Raw genomic sequence first — 17941 nt, 5'->3', positions numbered from 1 at the left:
ATTGTTAAGTTGTATGTAAACAAAAAGTGCAGGCTGCTTTTTACTTATCCAAAACCGCCAAAGCAGCCTGCACACCCCAATAAGCCGCTTCTTCAAACACCGAATAGCCACTCATATCGCTGTGTGCAAACAGCAAGCGCGACCGATGTTGGCGCAAGGCGTGATACAAAGGCTGGCTCAAATAGCCCACTTGCGGCACCGCCATCGCATGCGCTCGCGCCGTGATGTGAACGTGTGAAACGTGTTGCCAAAAGCGTTTGCCGCCATACACCGTCAGCAAATCTTGCGCGGCAATGTCCAACAAATCACGCGGTTCGGCAGCGAGTAGGGCGTGGCGCACATTGGCTGGCGTATCGTGGTTGAGCGCGGCATAAGCCGTAAAAATCGTTTGCGTGGGCTTGGCAACGCGAATCGCTTGGTGCGTGGCAACCACATAGCCCAAACCACGCGAATGCTGCACCACATTGTCCCACGCCAACTCGGTTTTGGCAGGCTCGTTTGGAAACTGGTGCAACACAAACTGGCTAACCAACCAAGGTGCGCTTTCGAGCAAGGGATTGTGCGCGGAAAAGCCGTATCGCTCGGCATTTTGCACCACACGCTTGGCAACCATCAACGGCATGGCGCAAATCACTTTTTTGGCGCGAACCAACCGCGTGTCGCCCGATTGCGTGTGGCGCAGCGTTACTTCAACCACATCATCGCGCTCTTGAATACGCAGCGCAACGGCTGGTACACTTGCAGGCTGCTTAAACGCCCATTGCTGCGTATTGGGAAACTGCGGCAATTCTTGTAAACCAATGAATTGGCGGATTTTTTCTGACAGATGATTTAAGCCACTTGCCCAAGTCAAAACCGCCGCATTTTCGTTGCCACGCGCAGCAAAATAATGCAAACCTGCAAACGCTGACACCTGTGCGATGCCTTGTCCATAATCATCACGACAACAATAATCCAAATACCACAATAAGTTAGGCGATTGATATGCCTGCTGTTTGAGCCAATCGGCAAACGTGAGCGTGTCCAATTTGCGCCATTGTTCGTCTTGCGAACTCAACGCCACAGGCATGGCAAACGCCTTGCGCCCGTCTGTGCCAACTGCATGGCTAATCTGCTGAATAAATTGAAAAAAGCGCACCGAATCGGCATCGCGTTGGGGCAGTAAACCATCTTGCCAAGTACCGTTTACCCAAACACGCTCATCGGGCGCGTGTACCAAATCGGTTTCGTGGTAAACAGGGTTGCCAGCAGCGTCGTAGCCCTGAATCATCGCCAAATCCGCCAACATTTCGCGCACAAACGAACTTTCGGCAGAGGGCTGTGGCAAATAATGTGCGCCAGTTGGAGCGTGCAGGCTGCTTGAAAACGCATAGGCAGCGTTGTTGCCGTTGCGATCAAATCCTTCTGCAATCAAAAAGTTAGGCTGGTCATTTTTCGCCAAATACCATGCCGCCGACAACGCCGCCGCACCGCTGCCCAAAATCAATACATCGCAATCGTGTTCATGCGCAGGCGCAAGCGGCAACTGGGCATCGCGCAGCGCGTGTGCCAGCGGCAAGCCCACTTTGTCCAGCGACACAGTGGGCAGGCGATTCAAATAGCGATAGCCCAGCCACGAAGCGGAAGCCACCGTTGTCCAAAGCGCAGATTGAAGCAAAAATTCGCGGCGATTCATGTGCAGGCTGCTTTGGTTTACAAAATAATCAAAGGCTTATCGGTAGCCGTAATCACGCCACCACCCAAGCAAATTTCGCCGTCATACAACACCGCCGATTGCCCATGCGTAACCGCCCATTGCGGTTCATCAAACCACAATTCCGCCGTATGTTCATCAAGATAACGCAATTCACACGCCGCGTCTGCCATGCGGTAGCGCGTTTTGCAAGTGTAACGCTCTGCTTGCGGTTTTTCAGGCAGCGTCCAGCTTAAATCGTGCATTTGCAGCGATTTCGTGTACAACAATTCGTGGTCATGTCCTTGCACCACAATCAATTCATTTCTCGGCAAATTCTTGCCCACCACAAACCAAGGTTCGCCTGCGCCACCAATCCCCAAACCTTTGCGCTGCCCAATCGTGTAAAACGTCAAACCCAAATGTTCGCCCACGATTTTGCCTTCGGGCGTAACCATATTGCCGTTGTGCGTTGGCAAATATTTCTGCAAAAATTCACGGAATGGACGCTCGCCAATAAAGCAAATGCCCGTGCTGTCCTTTTTCGCCGCAGTCGGCAATTTAAATTCAGTCGCCAAACGGCGCACTTCTGGCTTTTCCAAATGTCCCAATGGAAACAAGGCTTTTTCCAACTGAAATGGCTGCAAACGGTATAAAAAATAACTTTGGTCTTTATTATTATCCAATCCGCGCAACAAATAATGCACGCCGTCGCGCACTTGTTTACGCGCATAATGCCCAGTCGCAATCGCTTCTGCGCCTTGCTCAATCGCGTAATCCAAAAAACATTTGAATTTGATTTCCGCATTACACAATACATCGGGATTGGGCGTTCTACCTGCCTGATATTCCTGCAAAAAATAGGCAAAAACCTTGTCTTTGTATTGCGCGGCAAAATTCACAATATCAATATCAATCCCCACAATATCTGCTACTGCCATTGCGTCTAGCGAATCTTGTTTGATGCTGCAATATTCGTCGTTGTTGTCGTCTTCCCAGTTTTGCATGAACACGCCACGCACATTTGCGCCAGCTTGTTTGAGCAGCGCAGCCGTTACCGAACTGTCTACGCCGCCTGATAATCCGACAATAATATTTTGATTTTCATGCATTTTTGTTATCCAAATAAAAGAAAAGTGGGCGTATTTTAACACAAAAGTGCAGGCTGCTTTTTCGGCATAAAAACCGTTAAAAAGCAGCCTGCACTTTGTTTACGCCAAAACCTTATTGTCCATATTTCGCCAAAATTGCTTGATATAAACCTGTTGATTTAATCGCCGCCAAACCAGCGTCCAGTTTTTTCTTCAATAAAACATTGTCTTTTTTGACTGCAAACGCAAAGGCAAGCGTTTCACCACCAGGCTGGGCTAGCAAATACCAGTCGGGATTGGCTTGCTGATAATGTTTTAGCACCACATCGCTATCCAAAATGGCATAGGCATTGTTTTTCTGTACCGCATTTATGCCTAAATACAAGCTGCTGACACGGGCTGGCTGAACATTGCTAAAAGTTTGCGCATAAGTTTCAGCCAATGCGCCATCGGTGACGGCAATGGTTTTGCCTGATAATTGCCCCCAGTTGCTTAATTTGTTTTGTGACAAAACTGCCCATTTCCCCGTCAGATAAGGACGCGTAAACAAATATTGCTGTCTGCGCTCGGGCGTGATGTTGATGCCACCAATCACAATATCGGCACTGCCTGCGTCCAAACTGCGGAGCAAACCGTTTAATTCTTGCGGGCGAATGGTGATTTCGATGCCGCTTTGTTCGGCAATCGCCTGCAACAATTCCACGTCCATGCCAATCATTTCGCCTTGTGCGCCACGCTCGGTAAAAGGCGGATAGGCAGGCCGTGCAACTGCCCAATACAAAGGCTTGTGTACTACTTCTTCTTGCGCCAAAGACACGGGTTCGTTTTCTTTGTGTTTTTCTTGCCATTGTAGCCACGCGTATGTAAGCGTTAAAAGCAGCAATAATAAAAGCAAGGCTCGCACCGTGTTGCGATTATTTTGATTATATTTTGATTTAGAGCGTTGTCTTTTTTGATATCCCATTCAAATAACCTTTTATTTACTTTGCTTTGGATAGGCATTATTCAATTAAGCCGCTATCATCGGATTGTGTAACTGTTTCGTCCATAACCAATTTAATTTCTTGATACAGCGCACGAAAATTTTTGGGCGGTTTGTTTTGTTCCGCTTCCTTACGCGCATTGCGGATTAAAGTTCGCAGGCTGCTGGCATCGGCGTGTGAGTAATCAGCGATAAATTGTGTGAGCGCGTCATCGTTTGCTAACAAGCGCGTTCGGGCTTGTTCCACACGTTGCAAAAACGCATTGTGCGCTTGGTTGTCGCCTTTTAGTTTGGCTAAAAATTCGCGGATTGGTGTCGGGTCAATATCGCGCATTAAGCGTCCAATGTATTGGCGTTGGCGTTTGACTGCGCTGTTGGACGTGATTTTTTTGTATTCGCGCACCGCTTCATATAAATCTTCGGGTAAAGTCAATTTTTTGAGCGTTTCAGACGATAGATTGGTCAATTCCATGCCCAAATCTTGCAGTTCGTCCATTTGCTTTTTCTTTTGGGTTTTGCTTACCCATTCTTCTTGCTGTTCCATGATGTGCTTTAAATTCGTTTGAAAAATGACGTAATAATAACAAACTTTACACAATCCTTTAAGTTTTTCATCTTGCAAACCGCCAAATTGTGATGAAAAAAGGCTACAATGAAGTCACTTTTTTTCTATCACATAAGCGATTTTATGTTTCAACATTCTGCTCACAATTTAAGTCAAACCGCCGAAACGGTGCTGCAACTTGCCAAGCTCAATGGTGCAACCGCCGCCGAAGTGGATTTAAGCGAATCACTCGGACAAAGTGTGCAAGTGCGTTTGCAAGACATCGAACAAATTGAACATCAACAAGATAAATCTTTGGATATTACGGTGTATGTGGGACAACGCAAAGGACGTGCCAGCACCGCCGATTTGTCACCCCAAGCCATTGCCGACACGGTGCAGGCTGCTTGTGCGATTGCGCGATACACCGCCGAAGACGATTGCTCGGGTCTTGCTGATGCCAATTTAATGGCGCAACACATTGGCGATTTAAACAAATACCACGAATGGCAATTAAGCAGCAAACAAGCGGTTGAACTTGCCAAGCAATGCGAGCAGGCTGCTTTGGACTTTGATGCGCGGATTCAAAATTCCGATGGCGCAAATGTCAGCACATCGCACTATCAATTTGTGTATGCCAACACGCACGGCTTTTGTCAGCATCAACGCGGCACATGCCACAGTATTTCGTGCAGTTTGGTTGCCGCCGATGCTGCGGGTATGGAGCGCGATTATTGGTACGACAGCGATTGCGATGCTGCACAAATGGACAGCGTAGAACAAATTGGACGCATTGCCGCTCAACGCACGGTTAGTCGCCTGAATGCGCGAAGCATTGCCACAGGTAGCTACTCTGTTGTGCTGGATACGACTGTGTCAGGCAGTTTAATCGGACATTTGGTTGGCGGATTAAGTGGCTCGGCGTTGTATCGTCAAACCAGTTTTTTGTGCGATAGTTTGGGCAAGACGATTTTACCCACGCACTTGCATTTGCGCGAAGAGCCACACATTCCACGCGCTTTGGGTAGCACCTATTTTGATAGCGAAGGCGTTGCCACCCAGCCGCGTTTTGTGATTGAAAATGGTGTGGTGCAGGGCTATTTCTTGGGCAGCTATTCTGCGCGTAAACTGGGCATGCAAAGCACAGGCAACGCAGGCGGCGCACACAATTTGCATTTGAGCCACACGCACGATTCGCAGGCTGCTTTGTTGCGCGACATGGGAACAGGCTTGTTGATTACCGAACTCATGGGGCAGGGTGTGAATATGCTCACAGGCGATTATTCGCGTGGCGCAGCAGGATTTTGGGTGGAAAATGGCGTGATTGCTTACCCTGTTTCGGGTATCACGATTGCAGGCAGCCTGCATGATATGTTGCGCGGCATTGCAGGCGTTGCCGATGATTCTTTGCGCCGTAGTGGTAGCAAAATCGGCTCAATTTGGTTAGACAAAATGACGGTAGCAGGAGCATAACCATGAAACGCACGATGATTTTGGGATTAAGTTTATCTGGCTTATTGATGCCATTAACCGCGCAAGCCTGTTCGCAAATGCAGCCGACCGCCGCGTTTGTGTTGATTAACGATGCCAACCGAGACGGCTTTTTGGATTTGTACGAATGGCAAAACGCCCGCAGCGACAATTTGCAAACGTCTTTTCAAGTGGGCAATTTAGCGGAATTTGCGCGATTGGACTATAACCAAGACCAAAAATTGCAGGCTGCCGAGCTGGGCTTTGACAGCGTGCGTTATATCCGTGCACCGTGTGCCGATTGGGAAGAACAAATCCGTCGCGAAAGCCGTTTTAAAAGCCGTGTGCAGTAGTTTTTAAAAGTGCAGGCTGCTTTTTTTATTTATTGAACGATTAAGCATCATGACCGAATACACCATCGCCCACAATCATCAAAACACGCCCATCAACTTAATCGCCAAAATGGCAAACCGCCACGGTTTAATCGCAGGCGCAACAGGCACAGGCAAAACCGTAACCCTACGTAAACTCGCCGAAACATTCAGCAGTCAAGGCATTCCCGTGTTTATGGCAGACGTAAAAGGCGATTTATCGGGCATTTGTTGCGCAGGACAAAACAGCGGCAAAGTCGCCGAACGCATGACACAATACGGTTTAACTGCCGACTATTTGCAAGGCTTTCCTGTGCGTTTTTGGGACGTGTATGGCGCAACAGGCATTCCCGTGCGTGTGAGCATTTCTGCCATGGGCGCGATGTTGTTGGCGCGATTGATGAATCTGAACGACACGCAAGGAGGCGTGTTGAACTTGGTTTTTCGCGTGGCAGACGACAAAGGCTGGCATTTGATTGACCTGAAAGACTTGCGCGGCTTGCTGCAATATGTGTCTGAACACGCAAAAGAATACTGCGCTACCTATGGCAACGTATCCGCCGCCAGCATTGGCGCAATCCAACGCCAACTGTTGCAACTGGAAGCCGAAGGCGCAGACCAATTTTTTGGCGAGCCCGAACTCAATTTACAAGACTGGATTCAAAGCGAAAACGGTCAAGGCATTATCAACATCTTAAATGCCGAAAAACTCATGCGCTCGCCGCGTTTGTATAGCGCGTTTATGCTGTGGTTTTTGGCAGAATTATTTGAAACTCTGCCCGAAGTGGGCGACCCCGAAAAACCCAAATTTGTGCTGTTTTTTGACGAAGCGCACTTGATTTTTGACAACGCCAACGCGGTGTTAATCGACCAAGTAGAACAAGCCGTGCGCCTGATTCGCTCCAAAGGCGTGGGCGTGTATTTTGTTACCCAAAATCCGCTGGACTTGCCCGACACCGTGTTGGGGCAACTGGGCAACCGCGTACAACACGCACTTCGCGCATTCACGCTACGCGACCAAAAAGCGGTTAAAGCGGCTGCCGACACATTCCGTAGCAATCCGCAGCTAGACGTTGCCAGCACCATTGCCGAATTGGCGGTGGGCGAAGCACTCGTCTCGTTTTTGGACGACAAAGGTATGCCACAAATCGTGGAACGCGCATGGATTATGCCGCCCCAATCGCAGCTTGCCCCGCTTGCCGATACCGAACGCAACGCCATATTTCAATCCGACAGCTTGTATCCGCGTTACAAAGATTTGGTGGACAATTTTTCTGCCTACGAAGCCTTGCAGCAGTTGGCGCAACAGCCAAGTGAAGTGCAGGCTGCTTCGGGCAAAACTGCAAGCGAAGCTGCTCAACCCAGCGTGGTAGATGGCTTTTTGGGTGGCTTGTTTGGCGGACGCAAAAAATCAGGACAAGGTTTGGGCTACAATCTTGCCGATTCGGTGGGCAACCAAATCAACAAACAAGTAACCAACGCCATTTCGCGCACGATTATGGGCGTGATTAAGAATATGTTGAAGTAATCGTAGGTCGGGGTCTTGACCCCGACAAATCGCTCACTTTTAGCGATACAACAAAAGCAGCCTGCACACAAGGACAACCCCCATGCAAAACTACATCACTCAAATCGCCAAAGAAGCCAAATCCGCCTATTACCAACTCGCGCAAGCCGACAGCGCAGCCAAAAATAACACGCTGATTCGTTTGGCAGATTTAATCGCCACACACGAAACCGAATTACTTGCCGCCAACGCGCAAGACATTGAAAACGGTAAACAAAAAGGTTTAACCGATGCGCTGCTAGACCGCTTGAAAATCACACCAAGCAGCCTGCATACCATGCGCGAAGGTTTGCTGCAAATTGTCGCGCTGCCTGACCCTGTGGGCGAAATGGACGAATTTCGTTTGCGTCCCAATGGTTTACGCATTGGCAAAATGCGCGTACCGCTTGGCGTGATTGGCATGATTTACGAAGCGCGTCCGAATGTTACAATTGACGCGGCGGCGTTGTGTTTGAAGTCGGGCAATGCGTGCGTGTTGCGTGGTGGCAGCGAAGCGTTCAACAGCAATATGGCGTTAGCGAAGCTGATTAAACAGGCGTTGCGCGAAAATGGGCTGCCTGAAAACGTGGTGTGTTTTGTGGAAAATACCGACCGCGAAAGCGTGGGCGCGATGTTGCAAGCCGTTGGTTTGATTGATGTCATTATTCCGCGTGGTGGCAAAAGTTTGGTTGAGCGCGTGAGCGAGCAAGCGCGTGTGCCTGTGATTAAGCATTTGGACGGCATTTGTCATGTGTATATTGACGAGACCGCGGATAAAAATAAGGCGATTACAGTTGCATTCAACGCGAAAACGCAGCGTTACGCGCCCTGCAATGCCATGGAAACTTTATTGATTCACGCCAAACGCGCCGCCGAAATTTTGCCCGAATTAGCCGAAAAATACGCAGAAAAAGGCGTGGAATTGCGCGGTTGCCTGAAAACACGCGAGATTCTGCCAAACGCAATCGCGGCAACCGAAGAAGATTGGACAACGGAATATTTAGCCCCAATTTTGTCAATCAAAGTCGTTGATTCATTTGAAGAAGCCGTTTTGCATATTAATACTTACGGCAGTCATCACACCGACAGCATCATCACGGAAAATTACACGTTGGCGAATTTATTTTTGCGTTTGGTGGACAGTTCTAGCGTTATGGTGAATGCATCTACGCGATTTGCGGACGGTTTTGAATACGGTTTGGGCGCGGAAATTGGCATTTCTACCGACAAAATTCATGTGCGCGGCCCTGTGGGTTTGAATGGTTTGACTTCGCAAAAATGGATTGTGTTGGGCGATGGGCAAATTCGCGTGTAAAAGTGCAGGCTGCTTTAAGGAAACAAGATGAACTGGATTTTGATTTGGTGCTATGCTTTCGTTGTTTGGACAGGGATAGCGGTTGGCAATCCAAAGCCAGACTAGCCAAAATAGCCCCCAAAAACTTTGGCGGTTTTTAAATATTACTTTGCCAAAATACAAAAGCAAAATTCCTATGAGCAAAGAGCAAATAACAGAATTTTTAACAATTTTTGAAATGTGGTTGAAAAAGCATGAGTCGATTGAATCAAACATAGCGGAGTAAATAAAAATGAAACAAACAATTTTATGGGCTGTGGTGGCATTAGGCTTAACCGCGTGTAGCGGCGTTGGCGTGAATGGCAGCGGCATTTCTTTGGGCGTGGGACTGGGTGGCTCTATTGGGCGACACGTTGGCTTGGGAACGAGCATCAACATTCCTTTATCGTTGGATAAAGATGAAGCCGAATCCAAAACGGGCGGTATCAATGTGACCGAGCAAAAAATCATCACTTATTTTGACGCGCAAGGCAAAACATCTGACAGTGCGGTTAAAGGCGGCTTTTTCCGTCAGTTGCTGGTCAAACAAAACGATAACGCCTATTTGGTGCAGGATTTTTACGACAACGGCAACAAACGAAGCGACCCGATGACGCTTGCCAAAGAGCAGTTGTTTGAATTTCGCGCCCAGCCTAAAGACGGCACTTATACCGTGTATGCGATTAACGGCAACATTATGCAACAACACAATTTCAAAAATGGCAAACTGGTTCAGCCATGAGCCAAAGCAGCCTGCACTTTACCGTTTGCACGTCTGACACCGAATTCACATTAGCCGCCGATGACAATTTGCTCGCTGCATTGGAGCGCACAGGACATCAAGTGGAATACCAATGCAGAAGCGGCTATTGCGGTTCGTGTCGGCTGGTGCTGGAATCGGGCGAAGTGTCGTATCCCAACGCACCAATGGCATTTTTGAACGCCAACGAAATTTTGCCTTGCTGTTGCCGTTTAGAAAGCGATGTGAAATTGGTGTGCAGGCTGCTTTGTCAAGCAGACAAATAAAAACAAATCTTGTTTGAGATGATGCTTTACTTTAAAATCGCGCCTTTCTTTTATACATAGTAATAGGAACAATACAACATGGCAGCATTCAACACCCAAACCGTTTTGTCGGTACACCATTGGACGGACGCTTATTTTTCGTTTACTTGCACACGCGATGAAAGTTTGCGTTTTGAAAACGGTCAATTTGTGATGATTGGCTTGATGGTGGACGGCAAACCGCTCATGCGTGCATACAGCGTGGCAAGCGCGAACTGGGAAGAACACTTGGAATTTTTCAGTATTAAAGTGCAAGATGGCCCATTGACCAGCCGTTTGCAACACTTGAAAGTGGGCGATGAAATCTTAATCAGCAAAAAACCAACAGGTACGCTGATTGCCAGCGATTTTAACGAGGGCGCGAAGCACTTGTATTTGCTGTCCACAGGCACAGGGCTTGCCCCATTTTTGAGCGTAACTCGCGACCCTGAAATTTACGAGCAATTTGAAAAAGTGATTTTGGTACACGGCGTGCGCCACAAAGCGGATTTGGCGTATTACGACCACTTTACCCAAGACTTGCCCAACCACGAATTTTTGGGCGAAATGGTACGTGAAAAATTGATTTATTACCCAGTGGTATCGCGTGAACCGTTTGAACATCAAGGTCGCTTAACCGATTTGCTCAAATCGGGCAAAATCTTTGAAGACATCGGCTTGCCGCCCATGAACCCGAAAGATGACCGCGCCATGTTGTGTGGCAGCATGCCAATGAACCGCGACACTGCCGAAATTTTAGATAGCTTTGGTTTGGTGGCATCGCCTAAAACAGGCGTTCGTGGCGATTATTTGATTGAACGCGCGTTTGTGGAACAGTAAACGGTGTGAATAAATATAAAGCAAAGCAGCCTGCACTTTTATTCAAGGTCGTCCGTAAACGCGTTGCGCCAAAAAATGGGGATAAACACGATTAAATACAGCGCAAACACGCCAGCAAGCAACAAAGCAGGTGCATTCATCAGCAGCCATTCGGGTTTGAGCGGCATGAACACGGTACGCAGCAGCGCGGTAAGCCATAGGCAGGCGAAGGCGGTTTTGCACCATTTGGGGTAGTCCAGTTTGGTAAAGCCGCTGTGCCACAAGCCTGCTGTTAGCCATACCATCAACACGCCGCCGAGCAGCGTGGCAATCGCGATGATGTGTAAGGGCGTGCCTATGGGTTGTTGCGACAGGTGGGCGTAGCCTAGCCATGTGTAGCCGATTGCGCCTAGCGTTTGCAAAATGTAATAAGTGCGGACGTAGTGTTGGCGCAGCAGTTCCCAATGGTGCAGTTCGCGCAGTTTGGCAAAGAAAATCATGCCGATGGAAATCGCGAGAAAACCAAGTGCTTCGGCGGGCAAAAACCATTCGGCGGCGGCGTAAATCAGCAAAAAGGTCATACCGATGTTTTTATAGATGACATTGGGGATAAAAATCGGGTCTTTGAGCGTGGTTTGTTTGAGTGCTTCGTTGCCGAGCAGCAGGCTAACGCGAAACGAGACGAACAGCACGGCGGCGATGTGTAAGTGAACTTGGGTTTTGAGCCAGTTTAAATCGCCCGAATAGGCATAAGCGGCTTGGCTGGCGGTAAATAAGGTCAGCAACATCAGCAGGGTGAATTGCTTGGTGTTGCGGTCTAGCCAGATGAGTCGCGTGCAAAAAATCAGCAAGCCGAGCCAATATGCCACGACAATCGCCGCACTAATAGCAGGCGAAAACCATAAGGCAAGCCACGCGCCAAACAGCAAAGCAGCCTGCACTTTTGCGGTGCGTTGCAGGCTGCCTGAAAAGTTTGTCCATTCCAACATCGCCGCCATTAAAAATCCGCCATACGCGGCTGGCAGCATGAGCGTGAGAAACAGTTGCCGATGCAGGATAACGGCGTTGGGCGTAAGCCAAAAACTTAACGCGCTTTGGATTGCCAGCAGCGCGGCGGCGACAAAAAAGCCGCGCATGGGGTGGGAATGAAAGGTTTGCCACGAGCCTGTGGGTTTATTCATAGTAGTGGATTCCTTGAAATTCACGCGACACGATTTGCTCTTCGTATGCCGAATCGCGCGATGACAGCGGCTCGGGCAGACTGATGGTTTTTTGTATGTGCATGCCTTTGGGCGCGAGTAACATGATTTCGTGGCTTAATCGGGCGGCTTCAAAGCGGTCGTGCGTTACCAGCAAACACGCCAAGCCTTCGTTTTGGATTTTTTCGGTGAGCATGGCGGTGAGAATGTCGCGCAAATCGCGGTCTAGCCCAACAAAAGGCTCGTCCAACAAGGCTAAATCGCAAGCGCACAACAGCAAGCGCAAAAACGCCACGCGCTTTGCCATGCCGCCCGATAATTCGGTGGGATATTTGTTTAAGTCGCCCGATGTTAAACCGATTTGCGCGGCAAGTTCATAAGCAGCCTGCACATTGGGTTTGTCCATAAAAATCGTGATGTTTTGCAGCGCGGTTAAATTGTTGAGCAAACGATTTTCTTGAAACAAAAAACCTGTTTTGCGAAAACTGTTGGCAATGCTGCCTGTTTTGGGCGTTTCCAAACCTGCAATCAACCGCAAAATGGTGGTTTTACCGCAACCGCTGGGCCCGAACAGGGTTTTTACTTCGCCTGCGTTCACGGTCATGTCAAACGAGCGCACAATCGTGTCGCGCAAAATATCAAAACGAACTTGATTTAAAACAAGCATTTATCTTCTCCACGGCATAAACACGATTTCCAGCGGTTTGGTAATCAAATATTCAAACAGCGACACTAGCGCGATAACCAGCACCACATATGCCATAACCGTTTCCGTGTCCAACATGGCGCGCGCATCGGCAATTCTCGCGCCTATGCCTTCGCTTGCGCCGAGCAATTCCGCCATGACCACGACTTTCACGCCCATGGCAACGGCGATATTTAAGCTGGAAATGACATAGCCCGTTAAATGCGGCAAATAAAGATAGCGGATTTTTTTCAGCCAGCCGAGTTGGTAGGCATCAAACAATTCTTCGTGTTGCGCATTGACGCTCATCATGCCCATGGCTGCGCTGGCAAAGGTAAGCGGCGACACCAAAATAATAATAGTAAACAACACACTAGCATTGCCAAAGCCAAACCAAAACAACGCCATGACCACCCAAATAATCGGCGGCATGGCAAGCAAAATCGTGATAAACGGTTTGAACAAAGCCATAGCCGTCTTAAAGCAGCCTGCAATCAGCCCCAGCACCACGCCCAACACCAGCGAAATGCCAATGCCAACGGCAGCACGCCATAGCGAAATGTCTAGCTGATTGAGTTTAAATTCGTTGAGCAACTGCCACGACAGGCGCAATACAGTGGTGGGACTGGGCAACATAAATTCGCCAAACACCACGCTGCCCCAAGCCCACAGCGCAATCAGCAGCATGGCAATGCCCAAGCTGGCAAAGCCGCTCCACAGGTAGTCCAAAATATAAAAAACCGCGTGTTGCGGTTTGCGGATTTTGTCGGTTTTAATCATAGGGTTGATTGGGGTTGTGGGTTGATGAAATGTGCAGGCTGCTTTGTAAGCGCACTAAAAAGCAGCCTGCACTTCAATCACGCCAAAAAGAACGCACTATCAGGCAGCTTGCCGCCCAATAATTTCGGATTAAAGCGCATCAATTCTTCATAAAACTGCAACAATTCGGTTTTGACGCTGCTGGCTTTGGTTACCGTCAAATTCGCATACGGCAAACTGTTTACCAAGGCTGGCACAGGCGCAGGCAGGTAGTTTTTACCGATTTGCGCCGCACTTTGCACATTGCCTTTTGCCCAGTTGAGCGCGCTGACTAAATCTTGGTGGAACAGGTCAAATTTGGCTTTGTTCGCTTGATAAAAGTCCACGTTAGCAATCAAACCAGCCTGCGGAATCATCGGTTTGGTGTTAAACGCTTGCCCCCATGTTTGGGTTACGTCAAAACCGCGCACCACGTTCACACCCACTTGTTTGCCGCGCAAAATACACGCGCTTGCCATCGGTTCAGGCAACCATGCCGCGTGAAAATCTTTCGCCAAGAACAAGCCCACTGCTTCGGCTGGTGTAGCGGTATAAGTAATGCTGACTTTGTTGATGTCAATATTCAGTTTTTTCAACATCGCCTGCAACACAATATCGGGCATATCGTTTTTAAACGGCATGATGATTTTTTTGCCGATTAAATCTTGCGGACGCGCCAACTGTTGCTTGCCAACCAATTGCACAATACCGTTGGTGAGAATATTGACCATGCCGACTTTTTGCCCTTGATTACGCAAATTCACGCCCACATTGCTCGGACTCATTATCACTTGATATTGACCGCTTGCCACGCCAGCACGAAGTTGGTCGGGCGAACGCCACACTTTGAGCGACACATTGGCTTGGCTACGCAGTTTGCCCTGCAAAGCCGCAATGCCGATAATCATGCTCGGCAAAGCTGGTGCGCCGTAAACGGTAAAATCGTCTTTGCCAGCCGCCCATACAGACGGTGCAAGCCCTGCTGCTGAAGCGGCGGCAAGCAGTTTTAAGAAATCGCGTCTTTGTAAATCCATGATGTATCCTTTATAAAATAGGTTGCAATTTAATCATCAAAACGCCGCATGCACACTCAACCAAAATGTGCGTCCTGGGGCATTCACAACCGATGTTGGCGACAAGACTAACACATGGTCGCCACTCAAAAATTCAGCATAACGCTTGTTGAACACATTGCTCACGCCCACGCGTACGCCATATTTGTCGTGGAAATTCAATCCAGCATACACATCAGTCGTTACAAAACTTTTTGCCGCAGCGCGTTTGTCTATGCCCAAACCTGTTGCCACATCAAAGTCGCCGCGTGTTTGCTTGCCCACATAACGCGCCGCCACGCCCACGTTGTAGCTGCCTGCGCTGAAATAATTGCGGTAATCGGCGTGCAAACTCAATTCAAATGGGCGCACTTGATACAGCGGACGGTTGTCGCTGTCGTTGTTGCCATAGTTGTAGAACACTTTTGCACCTACCGCCCAGTTGGCATTGAAGTTGTAGTTGGCATAAGCGTTGGCGGTAAACAAAGTCGCATCTACATTGCGTGTGATGATGCCGCCACCGCTAGACGCTACGCCGCTTTGCCCACGCGCACGGTCGTAAATAATCAAATCGCGCACTTTGTCCAGCATAATCGTACCGCCAACATCCCAGCCCAGACCCAGCAGCGAATTCATATAACCTTGATACGTTTCGTTTTTGCTATCTGCCGTGAACTTGATAAAGCGATGTTGTTCGGGTTTGAGTAGTGGATTGCCGACAATTGCAGCCGTTGGTTTTTGATTATTCAATACGCCCATCGGATTTTGCACAATCGCAGCCAACGAATTAAAGCGTTCCATATTGTCGCCAATGCGCTCAATATGCCCAGCCGAAACGCTGTATTTTTGGTATTCATTAGGCGTGAAATCGTATTTCAGCTCGCCCGAAAAGGCGTTTTGGCGCACTTTGCCGTTGAACGTGTAGCCGTAATGCTGTTGCCAAATTTGTTGTGCGCTGGCAAAACGTGCGCCAGCCATCATTGGGTTGGCAAATTGCGCGGTGTTTTTGCGAACATCAGCGCGATTGGTTTCATAGCTCAAACCCAAGCTCAATTTGTGTTGGTCGTTGAATTTATAGGATAAAGTGTCCGCTAAACGCCAGCGGTTAATGCGAACATCGGCAAAACGATAGCCATTTTTGAAATCACGCGCAGGCGTATGTACTGAACGCTCGCCATTGTGCGTATCGTGTTGATACGACAAGCTGGCGGTGTTGTGGAATTGCCCGAAATCGGCATCGTGTTTCAGCGAAAATTGCCAAATTTTGCGGTCTAAATCCACAAACACGCTTTGCGGTGCAGGCTGCCTGAGCGAGAAATTATCCGCACGGCGTTCCAGCGACACCAGCCCCACTTCGGCTTGCACGGTGTTGCTCAAATCAGCATTGCCCCAACGCGCATTCAATTTTGCAACGTTGCGGTCGGTATTAACGGCATCGTTGGCAAAATGCGGCTGTTTGTCATCGTTGATGTCGTCATGCAGATAAGTCAAGCGGTATTCTTGATTGGCAGACGGTACATAACCCAGCACCAACGCCTGATTAAAGCGCGTGTAACCCCAATCCACTTCGCGCCCATCGCCATCTTTATAGCCATTGGCTTTGGTGTGATTGATGTTTGCCATGCCATAAAAATTCGCGCCACGCGCTTGGGCGGACACGGAATTGTAGAAATTTTTGCCATACACGCCACTGTTGATTTTGACTGGGCGCATGGCTTGGTCAATATTTTCGGTAACAAAGTAATATGCGCTGCGGTCGGTGCGGTCAAATTGATTTTCAGGGAAATAGCCCTGCGCCACATTCGGCGCAATCGGTTTGGGTGGCGCAAAGGTTTTGAGCAGCGGCACACTATCGGGATTTGCCAATTTTTCGGCAAAGGAAAATGGCGTAGCAAACAAAGTCATTAAGGCTAATGCGATGGGGCGAGTTTTCATGAGACATTCCTTTTTTTGATAATTATTATTGTTCATTGTAAAGTTATCGAAAGGAAAAGTAAAGAAATCTGCAAAACAAAAAAGCAGCCTGCACTTTATAATCAATAAGTGCAGGCTGAGACCTTTGCAAAACCCCATCTTTGGCGCATTTCTTCGTGATGCGCTTCTCGAACGCTTGAAAATATTTCAATATTATCTGCGCGTTCTGCGATGCTATCACTTTGAACTGCACTCAAATCTGGAGTTTTGCAAAGGTCTCAACTGGCGAAACGCTCGCCCGCGCCGTACATTTGCAAGAATGTTTCAACTTGCTTGATGATTTGGCAGTCTTCCTGCTTGCCTGTGCCGTTAATGGCTAACCAATTATCAAAGCATTGTTTAATGCCTATCATGCTGATACCTTGGGGCAAGCCTGTTACGCTGCCTGAAAGTTCTAACGCTACCGCCACAAGCGCAAAACGCTTTGCTACACGCCGCGCCTGTCCGCTTAATGTGGGTAAGGATTGCATAAAGGCTGCTTGTGCTGCCTGAATGCGCTCGCGTGGCATATCAACAAGTTGTTAATCCATTCGCGCCCTACCGTGCCGTATTGCTCGGCTGTGGCTGCCTGTAAATGTTCTGACAAATCCGCACCATTATCAAAATCATGCAAATTTTCATAAATGTCGTATTGTGTGGCGGCTGGTATGCTCGGCAGTCGTACCGCTTGCCCTGCTTCCCACTTTTCGCCGCTCGCTTTCATGTATGAATTTAAACTGTATTCGCCTGTTGAAAACAGCAAAACGCGCCATTCAAAGCGGTATGATGTGGGGCGGTTCGGGTTTGGTTTTCTCCTGTTTCTGGCGTGCTATGGCTGCCTGTTCGCGTGCTTGGGCTAATGTAACATCAGGGTATGCCCAATAGACAAAGTTTTCTCTTTGCCGTGTATGCGGTATTTTAACCGCCATAATTTGCCCCTGTGGGCGTGATGTACAAATAAAGTCCTTGTCCGTCTGCTAATTTATACGGTTTGTCGGTGGGCTTGGCTTTTTTGATTTGTTGGTTAGTCAATTTCATTTTATTGGGGGTATTTTTCAAAATACCCCCAAAAATACCCCCACAAGTATGTTAATTTGAGTTTATGGAAGTACAGGGCAGTTTATAGCCACTTCTTCAAAAAATAGCGGAAATAAATTTTAGTTGATTGATAAATAAAAGATTTGTTTATGACAGTATAGAACAGTTTACGAAAAAAAGCAGCCATGAAAGGCTGCTTTTTTGTATTCCTGGTACCCAGAAGAAGACTCGAACTTCCACGTCCTTACGGACACTAGTACCTGAAACTAGCGCGTCTACCAATTCCGCCATCTGGGCTTTGCTTTTCTACTGTGTTTGCGTTAAAGTGTCGCAATCAAGAAAGA

19 protein-coding genes and 1 tRNA gene are annotated in these 17941 nt (G+C 48.4%); 7 read left to right on the top strand and 13 right to left on the bottom strand.

The genetic code is table 11. The features are described 5' to 3' along the window. Positions 1–40: 40 nt before the first annotated feature. The 4 genes from BQ5809_RS08325 to yjgA form a co-directional block, all read right to left on the bottom strand. Entirely contained in the window at positions 41–1675 is a 1635-nt protein-coding gene (locus tag BQ5809_RS08325; protein ID WP_003786120.1) for an NAD(P)-binding protein, read from the bottom strand. Positions 1676–1692: 17 nt separating this feature from the next. Further along, a complete protein-coding gene (gene mnmA, locus BQ5809_RS08320) occupies positions 1693–2784 on the bottom strand; it encodes a tRNA 2-thiouridine(34) synthase MnmA (protein WP_003786122.1) in 1092 nt (363 codons plus the stop codon). A gap of 112 nt (positions 2785–2896) precedes the next feature. After that, entirely contained in the window at positions 2897–3727 is an 831-nt protein-coding gene (locus BQ5809_RS08315; RefSeq protein ID WP_003786124.1) for a substrate-binding periplasmic protein, read from the bottom strand. Between the two features lie 37 nt (positions 3728–3764). Further along, the gene (gene yjgA, locus BQ5809_RS08310; RefSeq protein ID WP_003786126.1) at positions 3765–4289 is read right to left on the bottom strand and encodes a ribosome biogenesis factor YjgA; all 525 of its coding nucleotides are present in this window, start codon (positions 4287–4289) and stop codon (positions 3765–3767) included. 144 nt (positions 4290–4433) lie between these two features. On the opposite strand from yjgA, the gene pmbA reads away from it, so the two are divergent. From pmbA to BQ5809_RS08275, 7 genes are all read left to right on the top strand, one after another. Next, complete coding sequence (pmbA, locus tag BQ5809_RS08305) at positions 4434–5762, top strand: metalloprotease PmbA (protein ID WP_032827642.1); 1329 nt, start codon at positions 4434–4436, stop codon at positions 5760–5762. A gap of 2 nt (positions 5763–5764) precedes the next feature. Then, positions 5765–6112: a hypothetical protein gene (locus BQ5809_RS08300; RefSeq protein ID WP_003786130.1), complete on the top strand. Its 348-nt coding sequence runs from the start codon at positions 5765–5767 to the stop codon at positions 6110–6112. Positions 6113–6161: 49 nt separating this feature from the next. Further along, the gene (locus BQ5809_RS08295; RefSeq protein WP_003786132.1) at positions 6162–7658 is read left to right on the top strand and encodes a helicase HerA-like domain-containing protein; all 1497 of its coding nucleotides are present in this window, start codon (positions 6162–6164) and stop codon (positions 7656–7658) included. 82 nt (positions 7659–7740) lie between these two features. After that, positions 7741–8991 carry a glutamate-5-semialdehyde dehydrogenase gene (locus BQ5809_RS08290; protein ID WP_003786133.1) on the top strand — a complete coding sequence of 417 codons (1251 nt, stop codon included), beginning with the start codon at positions 7741–7743 and terminating at the stop codon, positions 8989–8991. A 271-nt stretch (positions 8992–9262) separates the two neighbouring features. After that, on the top strand, positions 9263–9751 hold the full coding sequence (locus BQ5809_RS08285) for a hypothetical protein (protein WP_003786136.1): 489 nt from the start codon (positions 9263–9265) through the stop codon (positions 9749–9751). Next, the gene (yfaE, locus tag BQ5809_RS08280; RefSeq protein WP_003786137.1) at positions 9748–10035 is read left to right on the top strand and encodes a class I ribonucleotide reductase maintenance protein YfaE; all 288 of its coding nucleotides are present in this window, start codon (positions 9748–9750) and stop codon (positions 10033–10035) included. The genes BQ5809_RS08285 and yfaE overlap by 4 nt, the downstream gene beginning before the upstream one ends. Positions 10036–10113: 78 nt before the next feature. Further along, positions 10114–10893 carry a ferredoxin--NADP reductase gene (locus BQ5809_RS08275; protein ID WP_003786138.1) on the top strand — a complete coding sequence of 260 codons (780 nt, stop codon included), beginning with the start codon at positions 10114–10116 and terminating at the stop codon, positions 10891–10893. A 38-nt stretch (positions 10894–10931) separates the two neighbouring features. On the opposite strand, the gene BQ5809_RS08270 is transcribed toward BQ5809_RS08275, so the two are convergent. The 9 genes from BQ5809_RS08270 to BQ5809_RS08230 all read right to left on the bottom strand — a co-directional run bounded on the left by BQ5809_RS08270 (position 10932) and on the right by BQ5809_RS08230 (position 17894). Continuing rightward, positions 10932–12053: an NnrS family protein gene (locus tag BQ5809_RS08270; RefSeq protein WP_003786139.1), complete on the bottom strand. Its 1122-nt coding sequence runs from the start codon at positions 12051–12053 to the stop codon at positions 10932–10934. Further along, a complete protein-coding gene (locus BQ5809_RS08265; protein WP_003786140.1) occupies positions 12046–12738 on the bottom strand; it encodes an ATP-binding cassette domain-containing protein in 693 nt (230 codons plus the stop codon). Before BQ5809_RS08265 ends, BQ5809_RS08270 begins: the two co-directional genes overlap by 8 nt. After that, complete coding sequence (locus tag BQ5809_RS08260; RefSeq protein WP_003786142.1) at positions 12739–13536, bottom strand: ABC transporter permease; 798 nt, start codon at positions 13534–13536, stop codon at positions 12739–12741. Positions 13537–13613: 77 nt separating this feature from the next. Further along, positions 13614–14588 (bottom strand): ABC transporter substrate-binding protein, encoded by a 975-nt coding sequence (locus BQ5809_RS08255; protein WP_003786145.1) that lies wholly within the window; start codon positions 14586–14588, stop codon positions 13614–13616. Between the two features lie 36 nt (positions 14589–14624). Next, complete coding sequence (locus BQ5809_RS11025; RefSeq protein WP_032827643.1) at positions 14625–16541, bottom strand: TonB-copper family protein; 1917 nt, start codon at positions 16539–16541, stop codon at positions 14625–14627. Positions 16542–16798: 257 nt separating this feature from the next. Next, positions 16799–17050, bottom strand: a complete 252-nt coding sequence (locus BQ5809_RS08245) for a helicase (RefSeq protein ID WP_111694438.1) — start codon at positions 17048–17050, stop codon at positions 16799–16801. Continuing rightward, a complete protein-coding gene (locus BQ5809_RS08240; protein ID WP_003786152.1) occupies positions 17029–17322 on the bottom strand; it encodes a hypothetical protein in 294 nt (97 codons plus the stop codon). The genes BQ5809_RS08245 and BQ5809_RS08240 overlap by 22 nt, the downstream gene beginning before the upstream one ends. Before the next feature lie 155 nt (positions 17323–17477). Continuing rightward, positions 17478–17597 carry an Arm DNA-binding domain-containing protein gene (locus BQ5809_RS08235; RefSeq protein WP_003786155.1) on the bottom strand — a complete coding sequence of 40 codons (120 nt, stop codon included), beginning with the start codon at positions 17595–17597 and terminating at the stop codon, positions 17478–17480. Between the two features lie 210 nt (positions 17598–17807). Continuing rightward, positions 17808–17894, bottom strand: a tRNA-Leu gene (locus tag BQ5809_RS08230). Positions 17895–17941 lie beyond the last annotated feature (47 nt).

The sequence above is a fragment of the Kingella kingae ATCC 23330 genome, assembly GCF_900111845.1.
Lineage (GTDB): Bacteria > Pseudomonadota > Gammaproteobacteria > Burkholderiales > Neisseriaceae > Kingella > Kingella kingae.
The sequence above is the reverse complement of the archived record's forward strand: the minus strand, read 5'-3'. Positions and strand labels throughout refer to the sequence as shown.

Bases quoted from the DNA above. Each gene is read 5' to 3' on its own strand.
- BQ5809_RS08325 (WP_003786120.1), bottom strand. From the start codon at position 1,675: ATGAATCGCCGCGAATTTTTGCTTCAATCTGCGCTTTGGACAACGGTG.
- mnmA (WP_003786122.1), bottom strand. From the start codon at position 2,784: ATGCATGAAAATCAAAATATTATTGTCGGATTATCAGGCGGCGTAGAC.
- BQ5809_RS08315 (WP_003786124.1), bottom strand. From the start codon at position 3,727: ATGGGATATCAAAAAAGACAACGCTCTAAATCAAAATATAATCAAAAT.
- yjgA (WP_003786126.1), bottom strand. From the start codon at position 4,289: ATGGAACAGCAAGAAGAATGGGTAAGCAAAACCCAAAAGAAAAAGCAA.
- pmbA (WP_032827642.1), top strand. From the start codon at position 4,434: ATGTTTCAACATTCTGCTCACAATTTAAGTCAAACCGCCGAAACGGTG.
- BQ5809_RS08300 (WP_003786130.1), top strand. From the start codon at position 5,765: ATGAAACGCACGATGATTTTGGGATTAAGTTTATCTGGCTTATTGATG.
- BQ5809_RS08295 (WP_003786132.1), top strand. From the start codon at position 6,162: ATGACCGAATACACCATCGCCCACAATCATCAAAACACGCCCATCAAC.
- BQ5809_RS08290 (WP_003786133.1), top strand. From the start codon at position 7,741: ATGCAAAACTACATCACTCAAATCGCCAAAGAAGCCAAATCCGCCTAT.
- BQ5809_RS08285 (WP_003786136.1), top strand. From the start codon at position 9,263: ATGAAACAAACAATTTTATGGGCTGTGGTGGCATTAGGCTTAACCGCG.
- yfaE (WP_003786137.1), top strand. From the start codon at position 9,748: ATGAGCCAAAGCAGCCTGCACTTTACCGTTTGCACGTCTGACACCGAA.
- BQ5809_RS08275 (WP_003786138.1), top strand. From the start codon at position 10,114: ATGGCAGCATTCAACACCCAAACCGTTTTGTCGGTACACCATTGGACG.
- BQ5809_RS08270 (WP_003786139.1), bottom strand. From the start codon at position 12,053: ATGAATAAACCCACAGGCTCGTGGCAAACCTTTCATTCCCACCCCATG.
- BQ5809_RS08265 (WP_003786140.1), bottom strand. From the start codon at position 12,738: ATGCTTGTTTTAAATCAAGTTCGTTTTGATATTTTGCGCGACACGATT.
- BQ5809_RS08260 (WP_003786142.1), bottom strand. From the start codon at position 13,536: ATGATTAAAACCGACAAAATCCGCAAACCGCAACACGCGGTTTTTTAT.
- BQ5809_RS08255 (WP_003786145.1), bottom strand. From the start codon at position 14,588: ATGGATTTACAAAGACGCGATTTCTTAAAACTGCTTGCCGCCGCTTCA.
- BQ5809_RS11025 (WP_032827643.1), bottom strand. From the start codon at position 16,541: ATGAAAACTCGCCCCATCGCATTAGCCTTAATGACTTTGTTTGCTACG.
- BQ5809_RS08245 (WP_111694438.1), bottom strand. From the start codon at position 17,050: ATGCAATCCTTACCCACATTAAGCGGACAGGCGCGGCGTGTAGCAAAG.
- BQ5809_RS08235 (WP_003786155.1), bottom strand. From the start codon at position 17,597: ATGAAATTGACTAACCAACAAATCAAAAAAGCCAAGCCCACCGACAAA.